This is a genomic window from Streptomyces roseochromogenus subsp. oscitans DS 12.976 (assembly GCF_000497445.1).
GTDB lineage: Bacteria > Actinomycetota > Actinomycetes > Streptomycetales > Streptomycetaceae > Streptomyces > Streptomyces oscitans.
Window position 1 is genome coordinate 9,196,274 of record NZ_CM002285.1, and the last position, 19,884, is coordinate 9,216,157.

A 19,884-nucleotide genomic window follows, 5' to 3' on the forward strand; every position below is an offset into this window, starting at 1 on the left:
ACAGCCCGGTGAAGCAACTCGAGGGAATCCGGGGCTTGTTGAGCAGGTTTTGCAGTCAGCGGGTGAGTGAGGATCAGAGGCCGTCCTCAGGCGTCATCCCGCGATGACGACGGTCCGCTCCGTACCGTCGTCCGACCGCGACGCGTCCTCCTGCGTCGTACGCCCGCGCAGTGCCGTCACCACCAGCAGTGCTGAGAGGAGGGCGGCCGAGCCGCAGACCACGAACCCGAGCGCATAGCCGTGGCCGAGGGCGTCGAGGGCGTAGGAGCGGGCCGCACCCGGCGGAGAGTCGGTGGGGACGGAGTTCAGGGCGAGAGGGCCGCCCTCCTTCAGCACCTCGTGCGCAGCCGCCTTCGACTCCGCGTTCAACGACGACGGGGTCGTCAGCGAGGAGGTCACCCGTGAGGCCGCCTGGCTCAGCGCGACGGCGCCGATGACCGCGGGGCCGAGGGTGAAGCCGAAGTCACGCAGCAGGTTGGTGGCGGCGCTGGCCATGCCCGCGAGTGGCAGCGGCACGGTGTTGACGGCGGTCGCGGTGATCGACGACACCGTGAAGGCGAAGCCGATCCCGACCAGCCCGAGTGGCAGGATCAGCGAGATGAGGTTCCGGTCGCCGACGGCGAGCCCGGCGGCCAGGAAGTCTCCAGCGGCGATCAGCGCCAGACCGGCGCTGAGCAGCGCCCGCGCGGGCAGCCGGTGCAGCAGCCGGGAGGTCAGCGGGGTGAGGACGGGCGTGATGCCGTTGAGCAGCAGGAACGCGAAGGCGGTGCGCATGGCGCTCTGGTGCTGGACGGGGCCGAGTCGGATGCTCGCCGCGTAGGCCGTGCCCAGGAAGCTGAACATGCCCGTGACCGCGACGACGGACGCGATCGCGAAGGAACGGTTGCGGAACAGGTCCAGGCGCAGGAGAGGGGAGCCGGCCCGGCTCTCGGCGACCACGAACAGGCCCAGGAACACCCCGGCGATCACGAACGCCATGACCACCGGAGCCGACCCCCAGCCGTCCGTCGGCCCCTGGATGACGGCGTACAGCAGGGCGAACAGACCGATGCCGATGGTGATCTGTCCGCCCACGTCCAGCGAACGCCCCTGCGGCGCACGCGAGTTGGCGGCCAGCCACAGGCTCACCAGGGCGCTGACCGCAGCCAGTACGGCGACGACCACGAACGCCGATCTCCAGGAGCCGTAGGTCCCGGTGATCCCGCCGAGCAGCGGGGCGAGGAAGCCGCCCGCGGACAGGCTGGAGGCCCATACGGCGATGGCGCGGGCGCGCCGGGCGCCGGTGTGTGTGCCGGCGGCGATCATGGCGAGCGAGGTGGGGAAGAGCGCGGCGGCGCCGAGACCGGCCAGCGCCTGCCCCACCCACAGCTGATGGATGCCGGAGGCGCTCGCGGCGACGGCCTCGCCCGCGCACACCAGTGCGGCGCCCCCGACAAGGAGCTGCTTGCGGCCGAAGAGGTCGCCGAGCACGCCGAAGGAGAGTTCGAGAACGGCGACGGGCAGTAGGAACGCGTCCGAGATCCAGGTCAGTTGGGAGCCGACCGGATGGAGGTGTTCCTGGAACAGGCCGTTGAGAGTGGCCGGTATCGCGAGACCGATCTGGGCGAGGCAGACGGCCAGACAGCCGGCGACGAGCGTGCCGAGGGGGAGGGACGTACGCGGGGCAGCGGGTGCGTCGGACATGAACGGGTCCCAACGTCAGTGGTGAGCGGGGTACTTGGGGCGGTCGCGGCCGACCGTGAGCTGTGCCGGGCGGTACGGGACGTACGCCGCCCCGTCCAGACCGAGTGCGGTGGCGGACCTCTCGAGCGCGGCCGGGGTGGCGGCGGCGTCCCAGTGACCGGTGGTGACGCGGTGTTCGAGCGCGTGCAGGGCGGCCACGGTCTCGGCCGTGGTGAACGTGCAGTGGCCCTGCCGCGCGACATACACCTGCCGCAGCAGCACACCGTCTCCGGCCCTGCGCACCCGGTCGCCGAACTGCCGTTCCTGCTCGACCGGGACCAGATTGTCGGCGATCGTGTGCACGTCCAGCAGAGGTACGCCGAGTCCCTGACCGGCGGAGGAGGTGCGCTGTGCGCTACGGACCGCGGCCCCATCGGCGGTGATCGAGGCGCCCCGGGTCAGGGACGCGAGGTCGGCGGCCAGATCGAGTCCGGCCGTCCGGTACAGGGAGCGGACCTGCGGGGCGTGGACGGAACCGGCCAGCAGGCGGGCGTAGTCCACGCCCCGGTTCCAGGAGTTGTTGCCGCCGGCGGCTTGCTCCACGGCGTACCGGCCGCCCTCGACGAACGACAGGATGCCCTGCGCGAACCACACATACTGCTGCTCCTCCTGCCCCGCCCAGTCGGCCGGAGTGGGCCGGTCCTTTGCGGGCGCCCAGGCGGGCAGGTTGAGGAAGGCCGCGGCCAGCGCGATCCGGGCGCGGCCCTGCGGGGTGGCCTGGGCGGCGGTGACCGCGCCGGTGAGCTTCTTGGCGGTGGCGGCCTCGTCGTCTGCGGAACCGAAACGGACCAGGCCGACGTCCTGCCCCGGCGGTAGCAGCAGCCGGGCGATGGTGTACTCCGTGTCGAGCTGGTAGTTGTCCAGGTCGGTGCCGCCCGCGACCAGCCCGCACAGGCCGAGCGCGCCGTCGACGCGGCCGGCACCGTCGCGGGCGATCTGCGCGTTGACCAGCCCGCCCATGGACTGCCCGACCGCCAGGGTCCGCCGTGGGGTACCGATCTTCGCGGTGACGGCGCCGAGCGCGCCGAACTGGTCGTGTTCCGCACTGTTCAGAGCCCACATCGAGCCATGGGGGTCGTACGACGACCCGGCCATCGCATACCCCTCGGCGAGCAACTCGCTGCGTGCGGCGGCGGAGGGGGCGTCCTGGGCGACGGTGGGGCCGAAACCGTGGCTGAACAGCAGCAGGGTGCCGTTCCAGTGGGCGGGGACGTCCGCGATCCAGGTGGCACCGTCGGGCAATGTGCCGGTGAGGTGGGTGCCGGCTGCCGTGTCCGCCCGAGCGGGCGGCGCGGGGGACGTGGCGAGGGCCGCCGACGTCAGCGCGGCCAGGGCGGCCAGGGCGACGCGGAGACGAGTGCGGGAAGTACGGGCTGTGCGGGGAGTACGGGGGTGGTTGCTGGCGCGCATGGCGTCGGCTCCTTCTGGGTGGCTGCAGAGCGGGACTTGGGCAGATGCTCAGTGCACTGAACGAAGGTGCCAGGAATGTAGGGCGGATTTCTTACGGCCGTCAATGCGATGCACAACATCGGTGAAGGCCGGGACGCTTGGACGCGCGAGATGTATGACGGGATACGGAGAAGCGGGCCGTGTGAAAGGCGCTATGCCGCCGGGATCGTCTCGATCAGCCGGCGTGCCGCGTCCCGTGCGGGCGCTTCCAGCACGGCGTGCGCCGCGCGGAACGTCTGCTCGGCTCCGGCTGCGGGCCAGTCCGCCGGCAGGTGCCGTACGGGCAGCCTCGGGTCGCCGCGGATGACCTGGAGCCACTCGGCGGTGAGCCGGAGGCGCAGCGCGAGGGCGTCCTCCGCGGCCAGGAAGGCGCCTTCCACGGAGTACCGTCGCCAGCGGGTCTCGAAGTCCCGGTAACGGCTGGCCAGTTCGTGCAGATCCCAGGTGTCGTCGATCATCTCGGCGATGTCCATCCCGGCGTCCGCGTGGGCACGGAAGACCTTCACATGTGCGGCCAGGCCCAGTTCGGCGACGATCCCTGAGACGTCGACCTCGCCCGGCGCGATCCACAGCCCGTTGAACAGGGCGCCGAAGCCCGCCCAGGTCAGCTGGGAGCGCAGATCGTGCCGTTGGCGTTGCCACGACTCCGGGAGCGAGAAGCCGAGCAATGTCCAGGTGCCGTCCCAGTCCCGGTTGACCGCGCCCGTCCTCCAGATGCGCCGTTCGCCGTCGCGCAGGATCGCCTCCGAGCGGTCGGTGAGGCCGACGTAGGTCCGCCGGCCCGCGCGCCGCCGGCTCAGCAGACCGCGGCCGACCATGCGGGTGAGGGCCGAGCGGGTGGCCTGCTCGCCGACTCCGGCGCGCCGGAACACCTCGATGACGCTCCCCGTGTACACGCACACCCCACGGCCCAGCACCTCGTCGCCGAGAAAGCTGAGCAGGAGGGACTGGGGGCGTGGGGCAGGACCGGTCACGCGGATACATTACGAGGCCGCGTCTCCCCTCGACACGCACGGCGGGTGGCGTCCGGTCGGGCGCGGGGTGGTCGACGGCCATGGCCGGAGCGCCGGCACCTGCCGGCCGCAGCGTCAGTCGAGCCCGTCCCCGGCCACGCGCAGCAGGAGGGTGTGCAGCGCCTCCCGTTCGGCGGGGGAGAGCGGGGTGAGCAGCTCCTCGGTCACCCGCAGGCCCGCCTGGTCCGTGTCGCGGAGGAACACGCGGCCGTCCTCGGTGAGGACGACGATGCGGCTGCGGCGGTCGTCGGGGGCGGGGCGGCGCTCGGCGAAGCCCTGCTTCTCCAGGTCGTCCACCAGGCCGACGATCGCGCTCGGGTCGTAGCCGAGCCGGGCGCTCAGCTCGCGCTGGAGTGCGCCCTCGCAGGTGGCGAGGAAGCGCAGCACGGCGTAGTGCCGCAGCCGCAGCCCCGACTCCTGCAGGAACGCGTTGAACAACTGACCGGAGCGCAGGCCCAGGCGGTACAGCAGATAGCCCGTGTCCGCGTGCAGTGCCCGCATCCACGGCTCGTCCGCGTCGATGGGGGCCGGGTTCTCGGTGTGCTTGCGGGCGATGGCGGGCTCCCTGGTCTCGGTCTCGGGGGCGGTGTTCCCGGCTCCCCCGAGGTGCGTCGGTCTCGCGTGCATTCCAGCATGACGCAGCTGAAGGTCACCAACAACTATTGACGACAACAATTATTGCTCTTAGCTTCGATCTCACAGTCGCCGCAGCCCATGCGAAGGGACCCGCTCGTGCCCCCCATCGATCTGACCGGCAAGGCCGCAGTCGTCACCGGCGGCGGCCGTGGCCTCGGCCTCGCCTATGCGCACGCCCTCGCCGCCCACGGCGCGTCCGTTGTCGTGAACGACATCGACGAAACCGTGGCCGAACAGGCCGTCAAGTCCCTCACCGAGGCCGGCGGCACCGCCGTCGCCGAAGCGGTCGCGGTCGGCACCGCCGAGGCCGCCGACCGGCTGGTGCGGCGCGCCGTCGAGGAGTTCGGCCGGCTCGACATCCTCGTCACCAACGCGGGCATACTGCGCGACAAGGTGCTGTGGAAGATGACCGACGACGACTTCGACGCGGTGCTCAGCACCCATCTCAAGGGCACCTTCACCTGCGCCCGCGCCGCCGCCGTCCGCATGCGCGAACAGGGCGAGGGCGGCACCCTCGTCCTCGTCGGCTCCCCGGCCGGGCAGCGCGGCAACTTCGGCCAGACCAACTACGCCGCCGCCAAGGCCGGGATCGCCGCCATGGCCCGTACCTGGTCCTTGGAACTGGCCCGCGCGGACATCACCGTCAACACGATCGTGCCGGTCGCCGCCACCGCGATGACCGAGACCATCCCGGCCTTCGCTCCGTACATCGAGGCCCTGCACAACGGCGAACCGCTGCCGGCTTTCCTGCGCAAGGGGGAGGGCTTCGGCACCCCCGAGGACTGTGCGGCCCTCGTCCCCTTCCTGGCCTCCGAGGCCGCCCGCGGCATCACCGGCCAGTGCATCGGCATCGGCGGCGACAAGGTGGCCCTGTGGTCGCATCCACAGGAGATCCGGGCCGCCTACGCCGACGGCGGCTGGACTCCCCAGACCCTGGCCGACGCCTTCTTGGCATCGGTCGGCGCGGAGCTCCAGACGGTCGGCATTCCGGCCCCGAAGCTCCCGGAGGCGTGATGGACATCGAGCGTCTCGTCGCCATCGACGTGCACACCCACGCGGAGATCTCCAGCAAGGGCCACTCCTCCCTGGACGACGACCTGCACGACGCCTCCTCCGCCTACTTCAAGGTCAAGGGCAAGCGGAAGCCCACGCTGGAGGAGACCGCCGCCTACTACCGCGAGCGGCGGATGGCCGCCGTGGTCTTCACGGTGGACGCGGAGTCCGCCACCGGTACCGCGCCCGTCCCCAACGAGGAGGTCGCCAAGGCCGCCGCCGCCAACGCGGACGTCCTCATCCCCTTCGCCTCCATCGATCCCTTCCGGGGGAAGGCGGGTGTGCGGCAGGCCCGCCGGCTGGTCGAGGAGTACGGGGTGAAGGGCTTCAAGTTCCACCCCAGCATCCAGGGCTTCTTCCCCAACGACCGCTCGGTGGCGTACGACCTGTACGAGCTGATCGAGGAGACCGGCACCATCGCGCTCTTCCACACCGGCCAGACCGGAATCGGCGCCGGCGTCCCTGGCGGGGGCGGCATCCGCCTGAAGTACTCCAACCCGCTGCACGTGGACGACGTCGCCGCCGACTTCCCGCAGCTGAAGATCATCCTGGCGCACCCGTCGTTCCCCTGGCAGGACGAGGCCCTGGCGGTGGCGACCCACAAGCCCGGTGTGCACATCGACCTCTCCGGCTGGTCGCCGAAGTACTTCCCGCCGCAGCTCGTGCAGTATGCCAACACGCTGCTGAAGGACAAGGTCCTGTTCGGTTCCGACTTCCCGGTGCTGACCCCGGACCGATGGCTGGCCGACTTCGCGAAGCTCTCCGTCAAGGACGAGGTCAGGCCGAAGATCCTGAAGGAGAACGCGGCCCGTGTGCTCGGGCTGACGACATCGTAAGGGGCGTCAGATGCGCAACGAGGGACTGGGATCGTGGCCCGCCCGCAGGGCCCGCAAGACCCCGCACCGCACGGCCCTGATCCACGAGGAACGGCCGACCGACTACCGCACCCTGCACACCCGTGTCACCCGCCTCGCGCACGCCCTGCGCGCCCGGGGCATCAGACGCGGAGACCGCATCGCCCACCTCGGCCCCAACCACCCCGCCTACCTGGAGACCCTGTTCGCCGCCGGTACCCTCGGCGCCGTCTTCGTCCCCCTCAACACCCGCCTCGCCGGCCCCGAGATCGCCTACCAGCTCGCCGACTCCGGCGCCAAGGCCCTCGTCCACGGCCCCGCACAGGCCGGGCTCGTCGCGGAACTGGCGGGCAGCACGGACGTACGGATCCACGTCGAGACCGGCGACGCGTACGAGGAAGCCCTGGCAGCCGCCTCGGACGAGCCGATCGATGAACCCGTCACCCCCGACGACGTCTGCATCATCATGTACACCTCGGGGACGACCGGCCGCCCCAAGGGCGCGATGCTCACCCACGGCAACCTCACCTGGAACGCCGTCAACGTCCTGGTCGACCACGACCTGATCGCCGGCGAACGCGCTCTGGTGTCCGCCCCGTTGTTCCACACTGCCGGCCTGAACATGCTGACCCTGCCGGTGCTGCTCAAGGGCGGCACCTGTGTCCTGGTGGAGGCCTTCGACCCCGAGGCCACCTTCGATCTGATCGAACGGCACCGGATCACCTTCATGTTCGGGGTGCCGACGATGTTCGACCGGATCGCCCGGCATCCACGCTGGGCGGGGGCCGACCTGTCCTCGCTCCGCATCCTCACCTGCGGTGGATCACCGGTGCCAACCCCGCTCATCGCCGCCTACCAGGAGCGCGGTCTCACCTTTCTCCAGGGCTACGGCATGACCGAGGCCGCGCCCGGCACACTCTTCCTGGACCCGGAGCACGCAGTCGACAAGGCGGGCTCGGCGGGCGTACCGCACTTCTTCAGCGACGTACGGGTCGTACGGCCCGACCTGACCCCGGTCGGCGTGGGCGAGACCGGCGAGGTCATGGTGCGCGGACCGCATGTCATGCCCGGCTACTGGGGGTTGCCCGAGGAGACGGAGGCCGCCTTCGCGGACGGCTGGTTCCGCAGCGGGGACGCGGCTCGGGTCGACGAGGACGGTTATGTGCGCATCGTCGACCGGATCAAGGACGTCGTCATCTCCGGTGGCGAGAACATCTACCCCGCAGAGATCGAGGACCTCCTCCTCGCCCACCCCGGCATCACCGAGTGCGCGGTGATCGGTGTCCCCGACGGCACATGGGGCGAGGTGCCCTGCGCGGTCGTCGTGCCCGCCGCGGGCGCCGAACTGGACCCGGAAGAAGTCCTGGCCTCACTGGCCGGGCGGCTCGCCAAGTACAAGATCCCCAAGTCGGTGGTGGTCACGGACGAACTCCCGCGCACCGCCTCCGGGAAACTCCTCAAGTCCCGCGTACGGCACCTCTGCGGCACTCAACTCCCTGAAAAGTAGGGCAACTTATGAGCATCACCGTCAACGGCCTGGACGAACTGAGGTACCTCGCCGGCAGTGACCTCGGCACCAGCGACTGGATCGAGGTGACCCAGGAGCGCATCGACACCTTCGCCGACGCCACCGGCGACCACCAGTGGATCCACACCGACCCGGAACGGGCGGCCCAGGGCCCCTTCGGCGCACCGATCGCACACGGCTACCTCACCCTGTCCCTGTTCATCCCGCTTTTCACCGGACTGCTGGACGTGCGGGGCGTGACCACCAAGGTCAACTACGGCCTGAACAAGGTGCGTTTCCCCGCACCGGTGAAGGTGGGATCCCGCATCCGGCTCCTCGCCCGGCTCGCCTCGGTCGAGGACGTGCCCGGCGGCGTTCAGATCACTGTCGACGGCACGGTCGAGGTGGACGGCGGCACGAAGCCCGCCGCCGTCCTGCAGAGCCTGTCCCGCTTCTGCGCCTGACCCGCCACAGACAGGAAGCAGCTGACTGGGGGAAGACATAAGCCTTGTACGGAGTCACACGCGCGGCGTCGCGGCCGCGGTCTGCACGCTCCTCATGGCAGCCGGTCTCGGGGCCGCCGGCGCCGGAGCGTCCAGCGCCGACACCGCCGCACCGCGGACCCAGGTGATCGCCTCGTCCGTCCTCGGCAGCGACTACGAGGTCACGCCGACCGCGCTGCGCTCGACGCAGGACCAGTACGCCGCCCCCGTACGGTTGCAGGTCTACCAGCACACCGACGGCGGCTGGAAGGAGTCCGACCGGGTCACCGTGGGCGATGCCCACGGGTGGCGCTGGTACCCGCTCACCGGCAGCGGCGCCGTCTGCGAGTTCTCGACCGCGAGCACGCAGCCCGCGCCGCTCACCGTCAGCCTGCTGGTCACACCGTCCATCGGCTGCTCCGAGCCGGCCCACTACGTCGTGAAGCAGGGCAGGGTCTTCGCCGGCTGATCCGCGACCGTCGCAAGCGCGGGCGGTGCGGGAACTCCGGGCGGGGGTCGGTCGCGCTGCCATTTCTTGTGGCGCGTCCGCTGGACGCATGAGGTGCGATGCCGTCCCTGCCCCTTCATGAACGGTCGGCTCGCACATGGCTCAGCGCACCACCGCGCCACCGCACGATCGCACAGAGTGAAGTGCCGTACGAGCGGAGCCCGGTGGTCGGCTGGGCCGCCTGGTGGAGCGTGCCCGCGGACAGGCCTCGGGGCGCTGGCCGGGGGCGGCTGGTCCGCCGACAGTGCCGTACGGATCTCCCTCTGGACACCGGAGGAGCGGCGCGCACACCCGGCGAACGCACCGCCATGACCGGCCCGTTCGCCTCGCTGCCGGCCCGCGCCCATCCGCTGGTCACCGCCCACTCGGCGCTGCTCAACGGCCTGGACGACGACGGGGAGTTCGACTTCGGTCTGCGATGCCTGCCGGACGGCATCGCCGCGACACTGGAGAGCCGCTGATGTCCCGGAACGCCATGCCCACCACCGCGCACTGGGCCACCGGAGGAAGCAGAGTCACCGTTCAAGGGCGCACGGGGCCGCACACGGCGACACAGCGCTGGTCGCCCACGACTACGGCGTCAGCGTGGCCCAGGAACTGCTCGCCACGCCGTCACCGAACGCGGCTTCCGCACGACGATGCGCTAGGACGCCGACCTGCACGCCATGTGAGAGAGCATCAGCCATGACGGAGGCCGCCTGCTGGCTCCGCGGCTGCTGCGCTACATCGACGAGCGGCGCACCCATGAGGCACGCTGGGTCCCGGCACTGGAGGGCTACTCGGGCCCCACCTTGTTCCTCTGGGGACCTGCCGACCCGATCAGCGGCGCCCATGTGCTGACCCGCATCAGACAGCGGTTGCCGTCCGCCACCGTCGCCGGACTCGCCGGGCCACCCGCCGTCGGCCACTACCCCCAGGTGGAGGCTCCGGACGAGGTCGCCGCACACCTCGTCCGCTTCCTCGACACCCGGTGATCCGCGGCTCCGCGTTCATTACCCGGCAGGTCATCGACCGTGGCGCACCCGGGCGGCAGGATCGTGCACATCAGCAGCCGACCAGCCGGAAGGACGCCACCATGACCGCGTACGCGATAGCTCACCTGCAGGAAGCCGCCCCGCACCCCGAGATCGCCGAGTACATCGCGCGGATCACCGCCACCTTCGAACCGTACGGCGGCCGCTTCCTCGTCCACGGCACCGCACACGAGGTGAAGGAGGGCGCATGGCCCGGGCACGTCGTCGTGATCGGCTTCCCGTCGATCGTGAAGGCGCGCGCCTGGTGGGACTCCGACGCCTACCAGGCCATCGCGCCCCTGCGTGCACGGCACATCGAGGGCGACATCGTCCTGGTTCCGGGCGTGAGCGAGGACTACGACGCGACGGACACCGCACAGACGATGCTGGAAGCGCTCGCCGTCCGTTGACGGGTGACCGGCCGGCCGTCAGCAGGGAGCCTTGGCCGGCAGCTGCTGCTCCGTCCAGATGGTCTTGCCCGTCTCGGTGTACCGCGTGCCCCAGCGCTGGGCGACCTGCGCGACCAGGAAGAGACCTCGCCCTCCCTCGTCGGTACTGCGGGCACGGCGCAGATGGGGCGAGGTGTTGCTGGCGTCCGACACCTCGCAGATGAGAGTCCGTTCGTGGATCAGACGCAGGCTGATCGGTCCGCAGGCATGCGTGATGGCGTTGGTGATCAGCTCGCTCACGATCAGCTCGGTGGTGAAGGCGATGTCCTCCAGACCCCACGCGGCCAACTGACGAGTGGCGTTGTCACGCGCTTCGTGCACCGCCTGGGGATCGGCGGGAACCTCCCAGGAGACGACGCGGTCCGGGGCCAGGGCGCGCGTCCGGGCGATGAGGAACGCGACGTCGTCGTGCGGATGGTCGGGCAGCAGGATGCGGACCATCGTGTCGCAGATCTCCTCCAGCGGCCGGTCGGGGTGGGCCAGGGCGAAGCACAGACGCTCGAAGCCGACGTCGACATCGCGGTCCGAGGCCTCGATCAGCCCGTCGGTGTAGAGGGCGACGACGCTGCCCTCCTCCAGCTCGATCTCGGCCGACTCGAAGGGCAGACCGCCCAGTCCCAGCGGGGGGCCGGCGGGGATGTCGGGCAGTTCGACCGGTTCGCTGAGGTGGGCGATGGCGGGGGTGGGGTGGCCGGCCCGGGCCACGTTGAGTTTCCGCGAGATCGGGTCGTAGACCGCGTAGACGCAGGTCGCCCCGATCACCACCGGTCCGTCCGTGGCCGCCTCCGCCTCGTCCGCCAGGCGCAGGACCAGGTCGTCGACATGGGCGAGCAGCTCGTCCGGGGGCAGGTCCAGGTCGGCGAGTGTCTGCACCGCCGCGCGCAGCCGGCCCATGCTGGCCGCGGCGTGGATTCCGTGGCCGACGACGTCCCCCACGACCAGGGCGACGCGGGCGCCGGACAGCGGGATGACGTCGAACCAGTCGCCGCCCACGCCGGCCTCGGCGTCGGTCGGCAGATAGCGGTAGGCGACCTCGACGGCGCAGTGATCGGGCAGATCCGGGGGCAGCAGACTGGTCTGGAGGGCGAGGGCCGCGTGGTGCTCACGGACGAATCGCCGGGCGTTGTCCACACACACCGCGGCCCGCGCCACCAGCTCCTCCACGAGCAGCAGGTCGTCCTCGTCGAACGGATTGGGGTTCTCCCAGCGCAGCAGGCTGACCACGCCCATGGTCGTGCCCCGCGCCCGCAGCGGCACCACCAGATGGGTGTGCACACCGAGACTGACGAGCTTGGCCAGGCGCTGTGGATCGTCGGCGACCCACCATGTCGTAGGGCCCAGCACCGGATCGAGGATCGGCCGGCCCGTGGTCAGGCAACGCCGCTGCGGAGACTTCGACGGGTACTCGGTGGGCTCCCCGACCGGCACGATCGCCTCCGGCCGCTCCTCGTGGATCGACAGGTGTGCCGCCCGCTGCAGCGGGCCACCGGTGACCGGCCGCGGGGACAGGTCCCTGGCCGCGAGGACGCCCTGGAAGAGGTCGATCGCCACGAAGTCGGCGAGCTGCGGCACGAGGACCTCGGCCAGTTCCTGCACCGTGCGGTCCAGGTCCAGCGTGGTGCCTATACGCTGCGCCGCCTCGTTGACCAGCGCGAGCCGCTCGCGCGCCCGGTCCTGGGCGGTGAAGTCGACGGCGGTGTGACACACCCCGAGCGTCTTGCCGTCGCCGTCCCGCAGCGGGAACGACGAGCGGAGCCGGAGGCGGCCGTGTGAGTTCCGGCGGGACCTGCTCTGCGAGGGCGGCACATGCTCCACGGCCGGCGTGGCCTGACCCGACAGCAGGGCCTGGCGCGCCTGCCAGTCCACGGCCGACGGCACCTGTCCCGGTCCGGCGGCCCCGGCTGCGTGGTGGTCCCCGAGGTGCGCGGGCAGGCCCTCCATGGCAGCGAGCACCTGGTTCACCCACTGGAAGCGCAGCTCGCTGTCGAGGACGGCGATGCCGATCGGTGAGTCCTCCAGGAGGCCGCGCAGCACGGCCTGATCGAGTTCCCACCGGCGCGAGTCGGAGGCCTCACACGCCACGGCGAGCCAGACCGGGCCCTGCTCCGCGCGCAGCGGGCACACCCGTACCGCCAGCTCGACCGGGTGCCCCGCACGGTGACGCGCGGTGATCAGGCCCTCCCAGCCGTCCCCGATCCGCTCCGCCACGGACAGCGCGGACACCGGTGAGTCCTCGCTCGAGTCCTGGCCCGTGGCGCTCGTGAGGAGCGAGGCCGCGGGCCGTCCCAGCAGGCTGGGCGCCGGATACCCGAGAAGATCTTCCGCCCGCTGACTCCAGTACCGGATCAGGCCGTGTGCGTCCACGAGGGCGACGGCGGCAGACATGATGCCGAGCGGGTCGCCCCGGTCCTTGGCAGCCAGATCCCTGAGATCCATCGCGTCGGCCGCATCCGCAGGCGGGTTTCCTGACACCACGGTCTCACATGCACCCGGGAGTGTCTTCGGGCCGACGGCCCGGGCATGTGCCCAGGCCGCAGGCGCCACGCGCCGGTATACGGGGCGCGGCGGCCGCCGGCCGACGGGGTGAGTGTCACCCACGCGGGCGGCGGCGCGAACGTCAGCCGCGCGGGCGCTCGAAGGTCAGCAGGAGACCCTCCACGGCTCCGGGCCCTATCGGGTAGCCGTTGCTCATGGGGCGGAGTCCTCCTGACTGCCGGGCCGGGTGGTGGCGCGAAGGCCGGGGCAAGCCCATCATCATCGGGCTCCGCAACAGAAGGACGGACCCGGACCGTTGAGGAGTTCGGCGCCCTGGTGCCCGACGAGGCTGTCCTCACCGGCCGGGACGGCACTGGTAGAGAATCGGCTCGGTGGCCTTGGCGTCGCTACGGCCGCCGGTGGGGCGGGCGGTGGAACTGTAGGCGGCGTTCGGGATGCGACGGCAGGACGACTCGACCCATGCGGTGATCCGCGCGCTGACCGTGGTCCCGCTGCTCTCGCCGAACATGCCGTCCCCACCGCGCCCCGTGCCGCCCAGCACCACGTACTTCAGCTCGCCGGAGTCGATCAGCTGCCGGAACTGCGCCGTGCTCGGGAACGGCACCCTGCCGCTGAAGCCGCCGAGCGGTAGCACATGGGCCCCGGTGGCGAGGATGTACGGAGCCGCGCCGCTCCAACTCGTGGTGGCGAAGACGTAGCTCGCCGATCCGCGGTGCGCGGAGGTGTAGGCGAGCAACTTGCGCTGATCTGCGGTGAGTTGGCCGCCCGCGCTGGAACCGCCGAAGCCGCCGAAGCCGCCGGGACCGCCGATGCCACCGGCACCGGCGAAGTCGCCGAGGTCGCCGACGACGTGCGTCCCGTCGGCTTCTGCCGCCCGGCCGCGCTGTGTTCCGCCCGCCCACGACACCTGCCCGGTACGACGACCCGCCGACGTCACAGAACCGTGGCCGCGGGTCATGCCGGACGGGCCCACCGCGCCCATCCCGGAGTCCCGGTACGAAGGACTGAGCACCTGCGCCGCCCATGAACTCGGCGCGATGAGCATCGCCGCGAGGGACACGACCAGCCCGACCAGGGCGAGCCTGCCGCCGGACGCGGTACGAACGGTCCTGGCCAGCACCAGCAGGACGACGGCGGCGAGACCGAGCAGGCCCACCACGGGCGCCAGCCACGGCAGGAACGACGGGAACCGGCCGGCGAGGTACGCGCTCCACGCCGCCGTCGCCGCCACCGCACCGGGCAGTGCCCACGCACGGGGGCCGCCCGCCCGGTAGGCACGCCACATCAGAACGACGCCGCCGCCGGTGAGCGCGGCGAGGGGGACCGCGATCACACCCATGTAGTACGTGTGGCCGCCGACACTGCCCGCGCTGAAGACGAGGAAGTATGTGGCCAGCCACGTGCCCCACAGCACGAACCCGGCACGCAGGCGGTCGGTGCGCGGCTTGCCGCGGCGCCAGAGGAGACCACAGACTCCGGCGAGGGCACCCATCGGATACAGCCAGCCGGTCTGCGAGGCCAGCGAGGCGCCGAACATCTTCGACCAGCCGTTCTGGTCACCGCCCGACCCGCCACCGGCGCGGAACCTGCCCCCGGCGCCGGGCCCGAATCCTGCTGCCGGCCCCAGTGCCTGGCTCCCGGCGTTCTGCGCACCCTGGGCCCGGCTCGCCCCGGTAGGACGACGGTTGGCGGCCCCACGGCCTGCGGCACCGAGTGCACCATCGGCCCCGCTGGCCCCGCCGGCCCCGCCGGCCGAAGGCGACGCCTGGCCGTGCCGGCCGCCTCCGCCCTGCGTGGCGCTCACGCTGCCGGTGGAGGCCGCGCTGATACCGAGCGAGGAGAAGCGGTTCAGGAAGTTATAGCCGACCACCATGCTGAACGCGGAGTTGTTCGTGGTGCCATCCACATAGGGCCGGTCCTTGGCCGGGACGAGCGTCACCGCGAGCATCCACGAAACCGACACGGCGGTCATCACCGCGGCGGACAGCGCGAGGTGCGTCAGCCGCTTCCGCAGGGCGATCGGCGCCGAAACGAGGTGGACGAGGGCGAGCGCCGGCAGCACCGCCCACGCTTCCAGCATCTTGGCCTGGAAGCCGACGCCGACCCACACACCCGCGATCACCAGAGGGCGCAGTCGGCCGTTCACGGCGGCGCGCTGGGTGGCCTCGGCTGCCAGCAGCACGCAGAGTGTGAAGGCTGGGTCCTCGACGGCGGTGCGGAAGAGCCCCACGGCCACCGGGGTCACCAGGAACGCAGCGTCGGCGATCAGCGCCGCGTGGGCGCCGGCCCACCGGCTCACCACGCGGTGCAGCACCAGCAGGCTGGCCACTCCCTCGAGGACCTGGGGCAGGACCAGCGCCCACGGATGAAATCCGAAGATACGGGCAGAAATGGCTTGGGGCCACAGGAATCCCGGCAACTTGTCCAGAGTGATGGAGTTTCCCGGGTCGAAAGAGCCGTATAGGAAAGCCTTCCAGCTCTCCGCCATGCTGCGTGCGGCGGTCGCATAAAACGTGTGGTATTGGCTGTGCTCGATACCCCACGTGTACAGCACGGCCGCAAGCATGGTGATGACCAGCAGTGTCGGACGCACATATCCGGGCTGGCCCGCCGGCGACCGCCACGGAGCGCGACGAACGGTGCGCAGGGAGTCGGCCGGCCTGAGAACTGTCGTAACCATGCCCGCATTCTTCGGCACTGTCCGAGCCCGTCATCGAGAACCAGCGACTTTCAAGGAGATTCTTGTGAGATCGAGGGAAAATCTTTACGGGCCTTGCCCGGCCTTAAATCTGGGAAGTGCTTTGCATTGCCTCCCGCACAATTAACCCGTACACAGGAATTCAACAGGTGGCACACAGCTGCCGGAAAAGGCGCCCGGCGGGTCGGTGCTCCCTCCGCAAGTGCACCTACGGCGCTCTGGTCCACGGCCGCCGCACGGGTCACGGGCGGCGGCCGCGTGCCTTGATGGTGGCCGGGCAACCGCTTGCAGCGGCTCCGTCGAGCCCTCAGCATGGCCCTTCCCACCGGTTGTTTGGTGTCCCGTGTCCTTTCGGAAGGGGCTGGACGTGCCAGAGCCGTTCGATGCCATGACTCCTGCCGTCGCCGGCGGACCCGGGTTCCCGCCGGAGGCGCCCGCACCGCCGACGCTCGGGGTGGAGGAGGAGTTCGTCCTGGCCGACCGGAACAGCCGGTCGGCTGTCCACAGATCCCTGTCCGTCGTGGCTGCCGCGCGCGCTCACCTCGGCGGGCCGCACGCCACTCCCGAGCTGTCGTTGTCGCAGGTGGAGACCGTCAGCGCGGTGTGTCGTACCGCCGTGGAACTGGAGGCGGAAATCGTGCGATTACGTACCGGCGCGGCCGTCGCCGCGGCCGAGTACGACTGCCTGCTGGTGCCCAGCGGCATGGCGGTCCTCGGCCGTCCCGGGCCGCCGCCCGTCCTCGACCAGGCACGTTACCGCGCCCTCGCCCGCCGCTTCGGGCCCGTCGTCCATGGGCAGGGGGTGAACGCCTGCCACGTGCACGTCGGCGTGGCCGACCGGGAGGAAGCCGTACAGGCGGTCAACCACCTGCGCGGCTGGATGCCCCTGCTGCTGGCCCTCACCGCCAACTCCCCGTACAGCGACGGGGCGGACACCGGCTATGCGAGCTGGCGCTCGATGGTCTGGAGCCGCTGGCCCTCGGCGGGACCTCCGCCCTACCTGCGCGGTGTGGCCCACTACGCATGGGTCGTCGACCAACTCGTGGCCAGCGGAGCGGCGATGGATCCGGCCATGCTCTACTGGCACGTGCGGCCCTCGGCGCACCTCCCCACCATCGAGGTGCGCGTCGCGGACGTGATGCCCGACGCCGGGACCACCACCGCGTACGCGCTGCTCGTCCGCGCCCTCGTCGCGCACGCCGTCGAGACAGTACGCGCCGGCGAACGCGCGCCCGAGGTCCCCGACCTGCTGTTGCGGGCGGCGTGCTGGCAGGCGGCCCGGCAGGGGCCGATCGGTGCGCTGCCCGGCACCCACACTCGCGACTGCACCGCCCTGGCCGTCGGCCGGCTGATCGAGGAGCTGTGGAAACGGGTCGAGCCACACCTCAGCCGGCACGGCGACGACCAGCGCGTCGGCGACTGGCTGAGCGATGTCCAGTGCAAAGGGCCCGGCTCCGCGCGACAGAGGCGTGTGGCGCAACAGCACGAGGACGGCCTACGGGCCGTGGTGGACGACCTCGCCGTAGCGCTTCCGTGAATCCGTCAGTTCCGCTCGGCGGAGATCGGACCGGCGGACATCAGAGCCGCATCAGCCGATGACATCCGTGAAACCGTGTCCGGTGACGTCCGCTCCCGCGAGAGTGCCGGTCACGTGACATACGCCGGTGTAGGCGCCAGGGACGTCGGAGAGCGTGTGACGGGAGACTTCGAGGGAGGCGTCGAGGGCGGGAATGGTGAGAACCCAGTCGCCGTTGTGGTCTGTTCGCTGAGCGTGGGTGATCAGGTGTGAGCCGTCGGCCGTGAGCTGGGTGAGCCAGGACGTGCCGTCTCCCGTGGCGTCCCAGACGCTCAGATACCGGCCCGCGCCGAGGTCGAGCCCGAGCCAGGTGAAGCGCGGCGGCTGGGTGATGCCGGCGACCCACTGGCGGTCGAACCAGGTGCGTCCGTCGACCTGATGCGTCACGCCTTGGATGGTGACGGTTCCTGACGTGATCAGGCCGGGCAGCGCGTACTGTCCGGTGGTCCCGCCGAAGAAGGGGAAGACTCCACCGCCGCCGTTGTAGAGGACGGGGTCCTCGCGTCGCAGGGTGAGCCGGATCGACGCGGTGTCTGTCGTACCCGAGATGTCGAGTTGGTCCAGGTCTCCGCTCACCGCGAGTACCGAAGTCTGCACATTGAGGGAATCCGCGGACACCTTCACATCGTCTACGGCTTCGCCGGCGTACTTGCCGTCGGCGTGGCTGTCGCCTTCCTCGAGCAGGGCGACCGTGCTGTGACAGACGCCTTGCATCGTCATCGTGTGGATCTTCGCCCAAAAGACGTTCTCGGCGTTGTGCAGCTTGGCGCAGAACCACCAGGAGTCCGTGTTGTCGGGGGAGGTCGGGGCGAGGCCGTTGACGGCGTCGATCAATGTGGGGCGAGTTGTGGTCATCGAAACTCCTTTTACCGGGCGGCAGTTGCCGCTTGATCCCATTGAACCAACGGCTCACCCTCGGTACTCCGTTGACTCCGGCCGAACGGCCGTGCGACGGTGAGGACGCGCTCTTCTCGAGAATCACCGGGAACGGAAGGCTGGATGCTGTGACCTTCGGAAACGACGACTCCCGTCAGGCCATGGATCGCAGTCTGACACCAGATCAGCTCGAGGTCTTCGAGAAGGAGTTCGCCGCCCGGCCGGTGAACCGGCTGATGCAGAACGCCGTCACCCAGACACCCGTGGACGATGTGGCCCTGGACCGCCGGATCCTCACCGGTATCGACCACTCCGTCTCCCACCACCTGGACGACTGGAAAGCCACCAACCAGAGGCAGAGCGGCCGCTGTTGGATGTTCGCCGGGCTCAACCTGCTCCGGGTCGGCGCCGCCCGGAAGCTGGGCGTGAAGGACTTCGAGTTCTCCCAGAACTACCTGCTCTGGTGGGACAAGTTCGAGCGGGCCAACCATGTCCTCGAGGCGATCATCGAGACCTCGGACCGGGACGTGGACGACCGTACGGTCGCGCACCTGCTGGCGGACCCGATCGGTGACGGCGGGCAGTGGAACATGTTCGTGGCACTGGTCGCCAAGCACGGCCTGGTGCCCAAATCAGCCATGCCGGAGACCGACAGCTCCTCCGCGACCCGTGCGATGAACCGGGCCCTGAAGACCCTCCTCCGCCAGGGCGCCCACGATCTGCGCGGGCGGGCCGCCGAGGGAGTCGAAGCGCAGCGGGAGCACAAGAGGGAGGTGCTGGCCGCAGTCCACCGGGTGCTCAGCATTCACCTCGGCACGCCTCCGCAGCGGTTCCTGTGGCAGTGGGAGGACAAGGACAAGGACTTCCACCGCGACGGCTGGCTCACCCCGGCGGAGTTCGCCGCCTCGTACGTCCAGCTCCCGCTGGACGAGTATGTCTGCCTGGTGCACGACCCGCGGGAGTCGAGCCCGGTCGGCCGTACCTTCACCGTCGAGTACCTCGGCAACATCGTGGACGCCCCGCCGGTCGTCTATCTCAACGCGGAGATGGAGCTGCTGAAGCGGCTGGCGATGGACACGATCGTCGGCGGTGAGCCGGTGTGGTTCGGCTGTGACGTGACCAAGATGATGCGCTCGGACGCCGGCGTCTGGGACGCCGGGCTCTTCGACTACGCGGCCGTCTACGACACCCCCTTCACCATGGACAAGGCCACCCGGCTGCTGTACCACGACACGCAGATGACCCACGCGATGCTGTTCACCGGCGTCGACGTGGTCGACGGGAGCCCGCGCCGCTGGCGGGTGGAGAACAGCTGGGGCGAGGAGAAGGCGGACAACGGCTTCTGGACCATGAATGACTCCTGGTTCGGCGAGCATGTCTTCGAGATCGCGGTGCGGCGATCCGCGCTGCCGCCGGAGCTGGCCGCCGCCCTCGACCAGCCGCCGATCGTCCTCCCGGCCTGGGACCCGATGGGCGCCCTGGCGGACTGAGGAGATCGATGTGGCGTGCGCCGCAGCCGCGGCCTGAGCCGCATGGCGCAGGCTTCGATCAA

General features: G+C 70.6%; 17 protein-coding genes. 10 read left to right on the forward strand and 7 right to left on the reverse strand.

Annotated elements, in window-relative coordinates:
* Window positions 1–93 precede the first annotated feature (93 nt).
* The 4 genes from M878_RS89485 to M878_RS50210 form a co-directional block, all read right to left on the reverse strand.
* Entirely contained in the window at window positions 94–1,683 is a 1,590-nt protein-coding gene (locus tag M878_RS89485) for an MFS transporter (RefSeq protein ID WP_023553449.1), read from the reverse strand.
* Between the two features lie 15 nt (window positions 1,684–1,698).
* Complete coding sequence (locus M878_RS89490) at window positions 1,699–3,132, reverse strand: hypothetical protein (RefSeq protein WP_023553450.1); 1,434 nt, start codon at window positions 3,130–3,132, stop codon at window positions 1,699–1,701.
* A gap of 191 nt (window positions 3,133–3,323) precedes the next feature.
* On the reverse strand, window positions 3,324–4,151 hold the full coding sequence (locus M878_RS89495) for a PaaX family transcriptional regulator (protein ID WP_031227226.1): 828 nt from the start codon (window positions 4,149–4,151) through the stop codon (window positions 3,324–3,326).
* A gap of 108 nt (window positions 4,152–4,259) precedes the next feature.
* Window positions 4,260–4,685, reverse strand: a complete 426-nt coding sequence (locus M878_RS50210) for a MarR family transcriptional regulator (RefSeq protein WP_031227227.1) — start codon at window positions 4,683–4,685, stop codon at window positions 4,260–4,262.
* A 231-nt stretch (window positions 4,686–4,916) separates the two neighbouring features.
* On the opposite strand from M878_RS50210, the gene M878_RS89500 reads away from it, so the two are divergent.
* From M878_RS89500 to M878_RS50215, 8 genes are all read left to right on the forward strand, one after another.
* Window positions 4,917–5,834 (forward strand): SDR family NAD(P)-dependent oxidoreductase, encoded by a 918-nt coding sequence (locus M878_RS89500; protein WP_023553453.1) that lies wholly within the window; start codon window positions 4,917–4,919, stop codon window positions 5,832–5,834.
* A complete protein-coding gene (locus M878_RS89505; RefSeq protein ID WP_023553454.1) occupies window positions 5,834–6,709 on the forward strand; it encodes an amidohydrolase family protein in 876 nt (291 codons plus the stop codon). Before M878_RS89500 ends, M878_RS89505 begins: the two co-directional genes overlap by 1 nt.
* Before the next feature lie 10 nt (window positions 6,710–6,719).
* Window positions 6,720–8,234: an o-succinylbenzoate--CoA ligase gene (gene menE / locus M878_RS89510; RefSeq protein ID WP_023553455.1), complete on the forward strand. Its 1,515-nt coding sequence runs from the start codon at window positions 6,720–6,722 to the stop codon at window positions 8,232–8,234.
* An 8-nt stretch (window positions 8,235–8,242) separates the two neighbouring features.
* Entirely contained in the window at window positions 8,243–8,698 is a 456-nt protein-coding gene (locus M878_RS89515) for a MaoC family dehydratase (RefSeq protein WP_023553456.1), read from the forward strand.
* Between the two features lie 94 nt (window positions 8,699–8,792).
* The gene (locus tag M878_RS89520; protein WP_023553457.1) at window positions 8,793–9,185 is read left to right on the forward strand and encodes a hypothetical protein; all 393 of its coding nucleotides are present in this window, start codon (window positions 8,793–8,795) and stop codon (window positions 9,183–9,185) included.
* Window positions 9,186–9,532: 347 nt separating this feature from the next.
* Window positions 9,533–9,685: a hypothetical protein gene (locus tag M878_RS97970; protein WP_023553458.1), complete on the forward strand. Its 153-nt coding sequence runs from the start codon at window positions 9,533–9,535 to the stop codon at window positions 9,683–9,685.
* 330 nt (window positions 9,686–10,015) lie between these two features.
* Window positions 10,016–10,198, forward strand: a complete 183-nt coding sequence (locus M878_RS92630) for an alpha/beta fold hydrolase (protein WP_023553459.1) — start codon at window positions 10,016–10,018, stop codon at window positions 10,196–10,198.
* Between the two features lie 101 nt (window positions 10,199–10,299).
* Window positions 10,300–10,647, forward strand: a complete 348-nt coding sequence (locus tag M878_RS50215) for a DUF1330 domain-containing protein (RefSeq protein ID WP_031227229.1) — start codon at window positions 10,300–10,302, stop codon at window positions 10,645–10,647.
* Between the two features lie 18 nt (window positions 10,648–10,665).
* Here M878_RS50215 and M878_RS89530 read toward each other — a convergent pair whose 3' ends face one another.
* Both M878_RS89530 and M878_RS89535 read right to left on the reverse strand, forming a co-directional pair.
* A complete protein-coding gene (locus M878_RS89530; RefSeq protein WP_023553461.1) occupies window positions 10,666–13,122 on the reverse strand; it encodes a SpoIIE family protein phosphatase in 2,457 nt (818 codons plus the stop codon).
* A gap of 394 nt (window positions 13,123–13,516) precedes the next feature.
* Window positions 13,517–15,862 (reverse strand): ArnT family glycosyltransferase, encoded by a 2,346-nt coding sequence (locus tag M878_RS89535; RefSeq protein ID WP_031227231.1) that lies wholly within the window; start codon window positions 15,860–15,862, stop codon window positions 13,517–13,519.
* Window positions 15,863–16,247: 385 nt separating this feature from the next.
* On the opposite strand from M878_RS89535, the gene M878_RS89540 reads away from it, so the two are divergent.
* Window positions 16,248–17,417: a carboxylate-amine ligase gene (locus M878_RS89540; RefSeq protein WP_158692851.1), complete on the forward strand. Its 1,170-nt coding sequence runs from the start codon at window positions 16,248–16,250 to the stop codon at window positions 17,415–17,417.
* Window positions 17,418–17,468: 51 nt separating this feature from the next.
* Here M878_RS89540 and M878_RS89545 read toward each other — a convergent pair whose 3' ends face one another.
* Window positions 17,469–18,311, reverse strand: coding sequence for a lipocalin-like domain-containing protein (locus M878_RS89545; protein WP_158692852.1), 843 nt, complete (start codon window positions 18,309–18,311; stop codon window positions 17,469–17,471).
* Window positions 18,312–18,493: 182 nt separating this feature from the next.
* Here M878_RS89545 and M878_RS89550 point away from each other — a divergent pair, with 182 nt between their 5' ends.
* Complete coding sequence (locus M878_RS89550; protein WP_031227233.1) at window positions 18,494–19,822, forward strand: C1 family peptidase; 1,329 nt, start codon at window positions 18,494–18,496, stop codon at window positions 19,820–19,822.
* Window positions 19,823–19,884: the final 62 nt, after the last annotated feature.